Annotated in this window: 11 protein-coding genes and 1 pseudogene; 2 read left to right on the top strand and 10 right to left on the bottom strand. The window is 35.3% G+C overall.

The genetic code is table 11. From position 1 onward, the window contains the following. Nucleotides 1-25: 25 nt before the first annotated feature. Both AC4BB5_RS01550 and AC4BB5_RS01545 read right to left on the bottom strand, forming a co-directional pair. Nucleotides 26-1,429, bottom strand: a pseudogene (locus tag AC4BB5_RS01550) (IS3 family transposase). A 93-nt stretch (nt 1,430-1,522) separates the two neighbouring features. Continuing rightward, the gene (locus AC4BB5_RS01545; protein ID WP_490457698.1) at nt 1,523-2,203 is read right to left on the bottom strand and encodes a replication initiation protein; all 681 of its coding nucleotides are present in this window, start codon (nt 2,201-2,203) and stop codon (nt 1,523-1,525) included. Nucleotides 2,204-2,461: 258 nt separating this feature from the next. On the opposite strand from AC4BB5_RS01545, the gene AC4BB5_RS01540 reads away from it, so the two are divergent. Further along, a complete protein-coding gene (locus tag AC4BB5_RS01540) occupies nt 2,462-3,181 on the top strand; it encodes an SDR family NAD(P)-dependent oxidoreductase (RefSeq protein ID WP_490457697.1) in 720 nt (239 codons plus the stop codon). A gap of 203 nt (nt 3,182-3,384) precedes the next feature. Here the strand turns inward: AC4BB5_RS01540 and AC4BB5_RS01535 are convergent, their stop codons facing one another. After that, the gene (locus tag AC4BB5_RS01535) at nt 3,385-4,242 is read right to left on the bottom strand and encodes a hypothetical protein (protein ID WP_490457696.1); all 858 of its coding nucleotides are present in this window, start codon (nt 4,240-4,242) and stop codon (nt 3,385-3,387) included. A gap of 241 nt (nt 4,243-4,483) precedes the next feature. Between AC4BB5_RS01535 and AC4BB5_RS01530 the strand changes: the two genes are divergently transcribed. After that, the gene (locus AC4BB5_RS01530) at nt 4,484-5,482 is read left to right on the top strand and encodes a linear amide C-N hydrolase (protein ID WP_490457695.1); all 999 of its coding nucleotides are present in this window, start codon (nt 4,484-4,486) and stop codon (nt 5,480-5,482) included. Between the two features lie 98 nt (nt 5,483-5,580). On the opposite strand, the gene AC4BB5_RS01525 is transcribed toward AC4BB5_RS01530, so the two are convergent. From AC4BB5_RS01525 to AC4BB5_RS01495, 7 genes are all read right to left on the bottom strand, one after another. Continuing rightward, on the bottom strand, nt 5,581-6,960 hold the full coding sequence (locus AC4BB5_RS01525; RefSeq protein ID WP_490457694.1) for a MucBP domain-containing protein: 1,380 nt from the start codon (nt 6,958-6,960) through the stop codon (nt 5,581-5,583). A 384-nt stretch (nt 6,961-7,344) separates the two neighbouring features. Then, nucleotides 7,345-7,923 (bottom strand): histidine phosphatase family protein, encoded by a 579-nt coding sequence (locus tag AC4BB5_RS01520; RefSeq protein WP_490457693.1) that lies wholly within the window; start codon nt 7,921-7,923, stop codon nt 7,345-7,347. A 189-nt stretch (nt 7,924-8,112) separates the two neighbouring features. Then, nucleotides 8,113-8,679 carry a YdeI/OmpD-associated family protein gene (locus tag AC4BB5_RS01515; protein WP_490457692.1) on the bottom strand — a complete coding sequence of 189 codons (567 nt, stop codon included), beginning with the start codon at nt 8,677-8,679 and terminating at the stop codon, nt 8,113-8,115. 74 nt (nt 8,680-8,753) lie between these two features. Continuing rightward, nucleotides 8,754-9,476 carry a hypothetical protein gene (locus AC4BB5_RS01510; RefSeq protein ID WP_490457691.1) on the bottom strand — a complete coding sequence of 241 codons (723 nt, stop codon included), beginning with the start codon at nt 9,474-9,476 and terminating at the stop codon, nt 8,754-8,756. Between the two features lie 36 nt (nt 9,477-9,512). Beyond that, the gene (gene lepB / locus AC4BB5_RS01505) at nt 9,513-10,214 is read right to left on the bottom strand and encodes a signal peptidase I (protein ID WP_490457690.1); all 702 of its coding nucleotides are present in this window, start codon (nt 10,212-10,214) and stop codon (nt 9,513-9,515) included. A gap of 20 nt (nt 10,215-10,234) precedes the next feature. Then, on the bottom strand, nt 10,235-10,900 hold the full coding sequence (locus AC4BB5_RS01500) for a hypothetical protein (protein WP_490457689.1): 666 nt from the start codon (nt 10,898-10,900) through the stop codon (nt 10,235-10,237). A 14-nt stretch (nt 10,901-10,914) separates the two neighbouring features. After that, nucleotides 10,915-11,982 carry a WxLIP family cell surface protein gene (locus AC4BB5_RS01495; protein WP_490457688.1) on the bottom strand — a complete coding sequence of 356 codons (1,068 nt, stop codon included), beginning with the start codon at nt 11,980-11,982 and terminating at the stop codon, nt 10,915-10,917. Nucleotides 11,983-12,041 lie beyond the last annotated feature (59 nt).

Raw genomic sequence — 12,041 nt, 5'->3', positions numbered from 1 at the left:
AGAGTGGATTTTTTCACTCTATTTTTTATGCAGTTTGTTGATTAAATTGTCGAAACTCGACTGGACTTTTCCAGTTAAGTTTTTCTTTAATCCGATGATGATTATAATAATAAATGTAGTTCTCAATTGCTTGTCTTAACTCATTTTGACTTTGATAGACTTTACCGTAATACAATTCTTGCTTTAGAATGCTGAAGAAATTCTCCATAGGAGAATTATCCAAACAGGTTCCTTTTCGAGACATACTTTGAAAGATACTGTTGTCCTTTAATGTTTGTATATAGGCGTTCATTTGATACGCCCACCCTTGATCAGAGTGGAAGGTGCGACGATAGGGACAATCATTTGTTTGAGTGATAGCTTCTTCTAGACCGCTCATAATCGTTTTACCGTTTGGTTGATTAGACAGACTGTAACTTAAAATTTCACGGTTATACATATCCATAAATGGATCTAAATAGAGTTTTTTCTGACGAAGAATACCTGCTTTATCTGCTTCAAAGTACTTAAATTCAGTTGTATCTGTTGTGATTTTTTGGTGAGGAACAGAGGTGTTGAATCGGCGATGAATCAAATTTCTAGCGATCTTACCAACGGTTCCTTTATATGAATTGTATTTCCTTGATTTCTTAGTGAAAGCATTGACTTGTAACTGTAGCTTTTGAATTAATCGCTGCACTTTCTTTTTATTTACTTGAAATCCACGTCTCTTCAATTCTTGTGTTATTCTTCTATAGCCATAATGTTGATGTTCCTTACGGATCGCTTGAATTTCTTCTTCAATCATTTGTGTTGAATTTATTCTGTCTAAACGTTTTTGCCAGTACATGTAAGTGGCTTTTGGAAACCTTAAGGTTTCCAGAATATCTTTTAATTGAAAGTGTCCTCGGAGGCTGTGAATGATTCGGGCGATTCGTTCATTTTTTGTTCGTCCTCTAAACGTAGCCTCCTCAATTCTTTTAAATAGGCATTCTCAATTTTTAACATTCTATTTTCTTTTTCTAGTTTATCTAATTGAGATTGTTCACTTGGTAATGGTTGGGCTTCATTTAATTCCTTCTTAGGCATTCTAGGTGGACGTCCTTTCTGTTTAGAGAGTCCATCTATACCAAACTGACGATATGTTTTAAGCCAATTCGCAATCAATGGTGGATTGTTCATTTTGAGAAGATTGGCTACTTTTTGATAGGACAACTCTGTAGTTAAATACAACTCTATCGCATCTAACTTAAATTGAACAGAGTAATTCTTATTTTCCCGACTACGAAGTAATCCTTCTTCACCAAATTCTTTATAGCTATTAATCCATTTACTTATTTGAGAATTATTTTTAAACCCATACTTTTTTTGCGAGAAACGGTGTGCCTCCTTGACCAGATAAGTAGTCATGGACAATTTTAAGTTTAAATTCAAAACTGTATTTTGCCATACAAAAAAACCTCCAAAAGTTAGATTTTCAGGTCTAACTTTTGGGGGTCGGTACATTTTATAGTGACTTCTTTTTTCTTTTCTTTCTATGTTATTATCTGAGCTTGTCGAATTTAAACCGATATCCTAAGACTTTATTCCCTTGTGTATCACTATACTTTTTTTCAACGTCTAAATGCCTAAAATATCGACTCAACTCCTCAAGTGATGGTTTTAAAATCTTCTGATCGATTTGGCCAACTTGGTAATTTTTAGGAATCCCAAGTAAAAAAGACAATGTCTCAAACGATACTTCCCAATAGCCTTTTTTTTCTGCCTGTTTTAACAACCGATATAGATTTTTGGCATACTTCTTTTTCAGTGAAATAAATTCTTCTAAAGAAAAACAAGTCGCATTTGTATTTACTTGATTTAAGAGACAAGTGAACTTTGGATTAAAACGAGCTTTGATTGCTTTCTCATGTGTAAGAAACCTAAAATCCTCAAAGATCATAAAACGTTCTAATCCAACCTGTTCATCATCTGTATACATATGAAGATAGTTCGTATGGGTCAGTTTTTGAGCCATACTATTTAAATCCTTTAAAAATCTAGCATTAGACGTTGAAGTATAGTGAGCCAATCGTTTTAAATCATCCCACGTCAAATAAATTTGTTCATGCTGCTCTTCTTTTGTTTTACTTAATAGGGCAAAAAATAAGTTAAATTCATTGGCATTAAACGAACCCAGCGAGACTGTATTCAACTCGTTTTTATACTTTACATAGTCGTTCATTCCAAAGCCTGCTTTCTGTTGCTTGTTTGAAGGTTATTATAGTTAGTTTCACCTCATAAAGCAAACACACATACAAAAAAGTACTGATTACACATCTAAATCCCTCTATTTTCTCAAATAAAAACAACCTTAAAACCCTTTATATTCAAGGTTTTACGATGTTACTCTTTTCTCCTTAAACTGATTTACACAGACAATCGATAAAAGTGATGCTATCCTGTGGAAGTAATTTAATGACACAACGAAAGGATGTTTTTTATGAGTAAATCAATTATTGTCGTAGGTGCAGGTCCAGGAGTTGGCTATGAAACAGCTAAAAAATATGGTTCTGAAGGATACAAAATAGGATTGATCAATATTTCGGAGTCTGTTTTAGTTGAGTTGAAAGCTGAACTTGAACAAGATGGCATCACTGTCTACTATGAAACTGCTGACGCAAGTAATACAGACGCATTAAATCAAGCCATCGATCGCCTTGTTGAACAGCTTGATGGTCTGACTACTTATTTCTATAATGTTCCAGGACCTTTAGGTAAATCATACATGCCAATGACAGAGGCACCTGAATCATTATTCTCTTTATTTTTACAATTAAGAGTCACTTCAGTCTTAACTTCTGTTCAACATGTGTTGCCTTATTTAGAGGAAGCTCATGGCTCTGTTTTGATTTCTAGTGGACAATCAGATCGAATTGCTTATCCATATACGGGAATCATGGGAACTGCTCAAGCTGCGTTGAAAATGTTGATGACACACCTAAATCAAGAGCTAAAAGAGAAGGATATTTTTGTTGGTTATTTCCCATTGGATAATCCGCCTGTGATCACTGATGAGAAAAAAGAAGCGAAACGAAACGATCTCCCTGGTGGTTTTGAATTAACGAAAGAAATGAGAATCACTGCTAAGGATGTAGCAGATGTGATTTTCAAAGAAGACACACTTAGAGAAAATTTTGATGTGCGGATTAAAAAAGCTTAACTATTTTCTATTCTCTAGAAAATGGAACTAATGTTATCTGCTACTAAAACGTCCATAATGAAAATGAGGTTGGGACAGATGGATTTAACTCCGAGAAATAAGAAGGATTTACTTCTGTGCCCACCGTTTATTCGGATTTGTAGAGGCAGGGATATAACTCATAGAGTTATGTCCCTGCCTCGTTTTCCGTTTGATTACTACTTTTATTTGTCCTTTGACAAAAGTTCGATCAGTTGTTGCTGCTGTTCGATCACTTCCACCAACCGTTCATTCAACTCTATTTGACGACTTCGTTTTGTCTGCCGTAATTTCTCTTCTACCCACTGACTATTTTTAAACATACGAAGTCCTTCAGCAATATGACCTGCTATAATGATTGCAACAGCACTAAAACTTAGTCCAACCAGCCAATTCTTCAAGATAAGTAACTGTTCCCACGTTTCCTGAACAAGAGTTGGAATACCAGCGATGTTTCTGGTTGTATGAATCAATTCTTTCAATTGCTCTAATAAGGACATGACACTTGGAATCAACTGATCTAACGTAAACGTAGACTGATGAAAAATATCTGAAAGTTTTTTATGAAAACTATTGAGCTCTTGTACACTCAAACTATTAATTCGCTGATCGATCACGGTATATGTTTGATATGTTTCTATTGTCATTTTTGTCAAGAGCGTTAAAAGAGCACTCACTAAAAATAAATAACCCAACACTAACAATTTCTCACTCAAATGCCACTGGTCCGTTTTTCTTAATCGCCACAAAAGAGAGCCTACAAGCGCTAATCCAGCTAATACAACAACACTCTGGATAATAAACAGTACGCTCAAATTAGTGACTACTTGACTGATTTTGTCTGACAGTCCCGCTTGCCAATCTTTAGATGAAAAAAAAGTCAGTACATTATTGACCGTGATTCGAAAAGATTTCCGCAGAATGTTTTCAATAAAACCGCGCTGATTGATCACTAAGAATAGTAATATAGCCAGATAAATCAGACTACTTAAATGAACAAACACTCTTAAATCGCTCCTTTTAGTAAAACCTTCTCCCACCATCAGAATTCCCCCTCGAATAGATAACTAAATAATATATAAATCAATCATAGCATTATAATAAAAAAGTAAATACTGATACACTTCCACCCACATTTAGCAATTGGAATTCCTATTCTATTTATTTGATTATAAATTTAAACTACGTTAAACTTTTAGAAAGTTCACTTTAGCTTAAATTATTCTATAATCTTATTTTTTTAGATATAGCTTTTATTTTATAAAAAAGAGGGAGCGATAATCGATGTGTACAAGTATTACGATGATGACGAAAGATCAACATGTTTTATTGGCAAGAACAATGGATTTTGCGGTTGTTCTTGAGGCCGAACCAACGTTTATTCCGCGGAATAAATTTGTATTCGTTAATGACGAAAGCTACGATCGTAAAAATGACTATGCCTTTGTAGGAATGGCGCGACAAGTAGATAAAGAGCACTTTGTTTTTGCTGATGGCTTAAACGAAAAAGGCCTTTCCTGTGCTGCTCTCTATTTTTCAGGCTATGCTGATTATAATAGTCAGGATACCGCTAAAAAATATACCCTAGCGCCGCATGATGTTGTCCCATTTTTACTTTCTACGTGCTCCACTGTTGAAGAAGTAACACGTACCATGGAAAATGCTCAAGTTGAAAACACAGCTCTAGATTTTTTAGGAATCGTCTTGCCTCTTCATTGGGTCATCACAGATAAAACTGGTAAAAGTATTGTTATTGAATATACGGAACAAACTCTACACATTCATGAAAATACGATCGGCGTTATGACAAATAGTCCTGACTACAAATGGCATACGACAAATTTAAGAAATTACATCGGACTTCAACCCGAACAAAAAACAGAAGTACATTTAAAAGATATGGTGATGAAACCTTTTGGTGAAGGAGCAGGTGCCTTCGGTCTCCCAGGTGACTTTACGCCGCCATCAAGATTTGTCAGAGCGGTTTTCTTAAAGGCTTGCTTACAGGATGTTCAAACTGAATTAGACGGTGTTACCTCTATGTTCCATGTGCTTGCTAATGTTGATATTCCTAAAGGGGTTGTCAAAACGACACAAGCTTATGACTATACACAATATACTTCTGTGATAGTCAACAGCTCGTTGAATTATTATTATAAAACATACAATAACCAGCGTATCCGCTGTATCCAATTAGAACACGAAGATTTTGATGCGACTTCTGGTAAAATTTGGTCAAGTGGCGATTCGGAAGATATTTTGTATCGAAATAGCCAAAAGTAACCTTTTAAAAAAGCCACCATAACAATTAAAAAGAGCCGGACACAACTCAAAAGTAGTGATGTTCGGCTCTTTTTACTGTATTATTTTCTTTTTTTCATTTACAACTCAAAAAGCAAACTAAATAGAAGTAGACTACTCATTCCAGTAAATAAGACTATTTTATTTTGTTCTAGTTCTCCTGTTTTGGGTAATTCTGAATTTTTTTGTTCCTTTATTTGCAGCTGTTTTTCATTTGTATTAATTGTTTTCTGCTCAATTGGCGCTGTCTTTACTTTTTCATAAATATACGTTAGTTCCCTAGGTTGATCTGTAAAAATTCCTTTGTCATCTCCGACTACTTCTTTTAACTGATAACCTGTAATCTCCTTATCAATTTCATAATCAGTTCCAACTTCTCCTGTTATAGTAATACTTGGCTTTAATATATTATCTTCTTCATCTTTGAAATTGGCCGTAACACTTGATAGCTTAGGAACGTTGACTATGGTTGTTGTGACAGTATCAGATTGGAATACATAGGGTTGTTGATCGCGACTAGTCACACCTTCTAATGACATATTTTGCTCGATTGAAGGCTGATTTTCTCCAGTTACTTTTACTTGATAATTTAGTGTTATTTTTTCGTTTTCAGGGATATCAGTAAACGAATAGGCAAATTCACGACCATTCCAAGCACTATCGTCAACTAAAGATTCATTGATTTTAGTCGAATTAGGAAGATATTCAGCACCTGTTGGTAAACTATTTTTAAGAACACTTTCCCCAACTTTTCCTCCGTTATTTTCTACTACTAAGGTATACGTCAAAATATCTCCTACTTTGGCTTCTGAATTACTAACTGCTAGCAGCAGATTAAAATCAGGCGCTACAAAAAAGTTGGGCGTGGCTAAAGATAGCGTGATCGGCTCAAGCGGCTTGACACCACCAGCACCATCTGCAGTTTCGCCCGTGATCAAACCTGGCAGATCAACAGCTCCAGTAATAGTATCTACTTTTACTTTGAAATGGTAAAATACTTCTAAATCACCTGATAGTACCCCTGAAAAAGGAAGATTCATTTCATTTGGAAAATCAGGCATGATACTAGCAAGACTTTCATCATCCAGATGAGTCGGAGGCAAATGGCTGGAACCAATATAAAATGAGTCTTCCACATACTCCAAGCCTCTGTTAAACGAAAAAATAATATTATGATCATAAATTTCTTGATTATTGTCGAATTCTTTTAGATGGTATCTCATAGAAACAAGATAAGTTTCGCCTATTTTCAATGACGTATTCATGTCTACTTGTTGGCCATCTTCTTGGAGTAGTTGATAATCAGTGACTAATTCACCGGGCATACTAGCTCTATCTGCCTTAACTAGAGAATCTAGTTGAGGCAATTCAAATGCTTCTGCATGATCAAAGTGAGTAAAAACCAGTAAGATAACCATCACCATAAATGACACAATACTTGCCCATTTTTTTTGTTTCATTTCTACAGTTCTCCTTCTAACTACATTTTGATGAACATTGACTTTACCACACTAAACCTATCTTTACAATTCAGTTTTTTCCAAAGAAAAGCTTATCTTGGTCCTTTTCTAAATAAGTACATTTATTACTATTTTCTTTTACGTACAGTTTCTTTCAATACTTCTATGCTGAAACAATTCGTACAACGTTGATTTATCAGTATTTCAAAGAATTCTTACTTAAACAAGGTAAGCAATCTATTCCCTATTTTATATAAAAAAATCACGTTCAAAAAATTGTAGAAACCACAAATTTTTTGAACATAATTTTCTATTGTTTACTATTTTATGGTATTTTTCACCGATGGTCATTAAGCTAATCAGTTCAGCGGCTCCTTCTATCACTTATCCAAAACTTGAAAAATCGTGATTGATGATTTCCATTAATTTAAATGTATCATGCTCAAATTCAAATTTCAAAATACAGCAATTTCCTAGCCGATCCTTTTGATCTACTTCACTGGTATGTGCCCAGTTTCGCATAAATTGCCGACAGGATGCACCATGAGACACAGCTAAAACAGTTTCGCCTGCCTCTATCATGATTTCCAGCAAGGTTTCAGATACTCGTTCCCTAAATTGACATTCTTCCTCCCCACCATAGCCAGCAAAAAAATTGCCATATGGTAATGGCGGATTCAGTGATTCACTCTCTGATTCAAACCGACCAAAATTCCATTCTTTCAGTCCCTTTACTCTTTTATAAGGCATATCAGTGACTTGTTCTAATGTATCGCTTGCTCGCTCAGATGTTGAAGCATATGCATTATCAAAAATGATATGATGCTTCTTGAAATAATTCCCTGCTATTTGTGCTTGTCTAATTCCTTTTGCTGTCAGTGGTGAATCACACCAGCCTTGAATTTTTTTCTGTTGATTAAATAGTGTTTCCCCGTGTCTCATCAGATATAATGTTTTGATCATAGTTTTCCCCTCACTTCTATTCGTCGTGTTTATCATAAACCATGAAGTGGACTTCAAGGCAAGTAAAAAAAGTGAGTGGGACATAACTCTTCGAGTCATATCCCACTCACATGGAAACCGAATAAACGGTGGGAGCAGAAGCAATCCCTTCGGAAATAAACACTCCTGTCCCATCCTCTTTTTTGCTATTTATTCAAGTAACCGTCCTTCATCATGCCAAGCGCCATACATTTTTGCAGCCTTTGTATTCTCTAGAAATTTAGCCAAACGCTTCTCAAATAACTCCGGCTGATGTTTATAGCTTTGAATCGTATCAATACGAATACGCCGATATAATTCAGGAAGTTTTAGGAATTCTTCATAGACCTCAAGATTTTCTTTAAGTCTTTTCTCTATGATTTCATCTATTTGAAACGACGCTTCTGTCATATCAGGCAGAACATTTCTGCCTTGCATGGTCATCAAACCTACTCTTTCTAGACGGCGGGCACGTTCTTTATTCAGTTCCGTCCACGGACTTTTTTTGGCCCTTGGTGAAAGTCGTTGAGCAGTTTGCGTTTCAGAGACTTTCTTTTTGATACCGTCGATCCAGCCGAAGCATAGCGCTTCTTCTACAGCATCCAAATATTGGATTTTATTGGATTCCGGCTTGATACTAACGATGATCCAACAGTATTTTTCGGTTGTGCTGTTTGCTTCTAACCAGTTACGCAATTCTTGTCTAGTCGTTATGGACAGCAGATTATCTATTTCCATCTGATAAACTCCTCTTTTACTTTGATTAGAATATTATACAGGAAGTTTGAGGAAAAAATAACTATTTAGTAACGCTATTCTCTGTAATCCGTTAGACGAGCATATATTTCTTTGATTTCTGATTTTTCATCAATTCCCACATACAAAGACGAACGAATATTTTTTTTCTTATATGCATCCTCCCCATTATCTGAGACTTCCAATTCTTTAGATTTGACCTCTTTTTCGCTCTCTTTCAGCTGCGTTAGTGCAATCGTCAAATTTTCCACTCGAACGAGTTCCCCTAATTTTTTTAATAATACCTCTACATTTTCGCTTTGAAAAGCGGATGATTCTTCATAATTTGAAAGTGTAATCGTTTGGTCCGCTAAAATTGCTTGTTTTTTTTCGGGAAGATAGTGGTATTCTGAATCAATGTAAGCAAATGCCTGCATAGTGCCCCCTTGCTCATAAGGATAAAAGCCACGTACTTGTAATTTGTTTTCTTTTGCATCGATCGTATAGCTTACGGAGCCTCTTGCTCCTGTATCTTTCAGGAATTCTTCATCTAAGATTGCTTCTGTTTTTTTGGTCAAAGTAGACAACGATACCGCAAATTTTTCTTTTAGAATCGTTTCAGCTTCTTCTTTAGACAGATCACTATATTCGAAAACACCAAACGGCTTGGTTCTTTCGGCTCTCCATAACAGTTCTTGAGATTTTTTTGGTAAAGTCTTCTCTTTCTTACACCCAGAAATGAGTACTATAGGGAGTAAACATACGATTAATAGCGTCATCACACGTATTCTTCTGTTCATAAAAGATGTGCCTCTTTTCATATTTTACTTAGTGAATCAAAATTTTTGCATTTGATGGAGGGGGAACCATTTCAATTTTACGACCCCGATGACATCACTCACTTGTATAAAACCAAATTCTCGACTATCTGTTTCATACATTCGATTGTCCACCATCACAAAATAACTATCTTTTGGCACCATAGATCCCCCTGTCTTTTCCAACAGTGTAAAATCGTTGGTATATAAGTGATCCTCTTTTGCAGCCTGTGTAATCGAAGTTGCTAAAAAGCGTTCATTTTTTATTTCTCCATTGATGAATAGTTGATCATTTTGATAGTATAATGACTCTCCTTGAAGACCAATCACACGTTGGATTACTTTTTCTTTGGTCAATGGATGAATAAAATAAATCAGATCGTACCTTTTTATAGGGGCTAACTTATTCACAAAAAGCCGATCCCCTTCAGTCAAAGTCATGGTCATACTGTATCCGTTAACCCTAGGAACAGCGAATATGACTATTCGAAAGAAGCTAAACAGAAGTATACTAATCACCATCGTAATACCTAGTTCTATCAAAAATGGTTTAATTTTTTTCCTAGTCCTCCGCTTTTTTCGTTTTTGCTGAGGTTGTCTTATACGCTTACCTTTCTTTATGTTTTTTTCATTAGAACGCTTATGTATAGAAGCAGTCGTCGATTGTTTTCGTTTCTTCGGCCGCTTCTTTGTAGAGGGAATTGTCTTTTTTTTATTCACTACATTTCACCTCAACTGACTTACTTTTTTTGTTTTAAAGCTAATTCGTTGATTTTAAAATAGTCAAAAACCTTCTTACGGCTTTGTGTTAACTTTTCTAGATCTTTTTGATAATTAGAATTAAGTTGAGCATTCGCTAAATCCTCACTACTTAAGGCGTAAATATTCGTCCCGATTTCTTTCATCATGGCTTTATATCGAATCAATAAAGAGGTTCCTTCCTCTGACATTCCTTGTGCTAGATTTCGATTCCCGTAACTCACTAATAAGGAACTGACCTCTCTTAACTTCGGTTGGATTTTATCGATACTGCCACCTTTTTCGATATCTTTTAAGTTTGTATTTACCTCTTCCGTGACAAAATAACTTTGCACAATCATATTAGAATCTTCTGCCGTTAAATTCGTTGATTGATAGTAACGTACATACAATGCTCCGCAAATAGTTACTATCCCAAAAATGGCAAGAAACAACAGCCATCTGAGAAAAATGCGTTTTTGTTTTTGAAGTCGATATTTTTTCTTTTTTAGCCAACGTCTTTTTTGTTTCGTTTTTGGTCGTTTTCGGTTCAACATTTTTAACGTTCGCTTAATAGAGAAAAAGCGCGTACTCACAAACAGAAGTACAAGGTTAGATACGATACCACTCGATAATAGCCCAATAAACAGCCAATCCAATACACTCATTTAGTCAGGCCTCCTCAGCTATTTTTTTTACTTTGCTTCTGCTTTCTTTTCTTTTTTTTACTGTTGTTGATTACTCGAACAATGAAGAAAATGAGGACAAAAACAGCCATAATCCCAGAAACAATCAGACCGATCAATCCCCAATCGATCCCTCTTTCTTGAATCAAGGTCACATCTTGCGCGTTATATTTATCGGCTTCTTCTTTTGTGATTTTAAATTTTTTCGTCCATTCCCATTTCTTTTCTTGATTGCTTACAAGGATATGAGCATTGTAAACACCGGGTTCCATCTTTTCAGAATTCATTAGGATAGGAAAGTCGATCATCGAATTAGGGGCCATTCGCATTTTGATTTTCTTGGTTTCATACAAAATTTCACTGGAACCCTCTTTCATCACTTGAGCTTCTACTTCCATATTATTGACAAAATCTGGCTGTATATTTGAATAGTTAATAAATATAGCATTACGATAATTTGATAATCCTGGATAAACGTTATTTAGTTCTAATTCTGGTTCGATAGCTGTGTCTGTTTCTTTCAAAACTAAACCAATCAGATAAGCATACTCATTGATAACTCCTTTTTGCTTCTTTTTTTCTTCCTCTTCTTCTTTGGTTGGGATCACTTTCAAGTGAATTCCACCAGTCAAAATACCGTCATAACTTGTTTCGGGCATATCGATTGTTAATTCTAATACTTTTTTTTGCTTTGGTGGAAGGACAACTTTCTCAGGTCCTGTCACAATTTTTTTCAAGTCAAATTTCAGCGATGAATCGTCTTTAATTGGGCTTGGTCCAAATTCAATCACACCATTTGAATTTGTTTTCGCTTGGCTGATTTCTACACCAACAGTGACTTCTTTAGCTACATCATTTTTCAGTTCTACTTGAACTTTTTGTTTTTTCCCAGGTGTCATACGTAAATTAAAATACCCAACGTCCCCTTCTTGATTTTCTGGTTTGACCACCGTATAAGTATAGGGTGTTGCGATTGCTTCAGTAGCATATGTTTTCTCTGTTGTCACAATGATACTAACTATGTAAAATAAACAGATTAATAAAAACGTATTTCTTTTGTTCATCTATACATCAACCTTTCTTAAAAAAACTCACCGATTTTTTTAACCGGTGAGCTTACTTT

Source organism: Enterococcus sp. AMC1252 (assembly GCF_058216515.1).
This window is presented reverse-complemented; position numbering and strand designations above follow the sequence as displayed.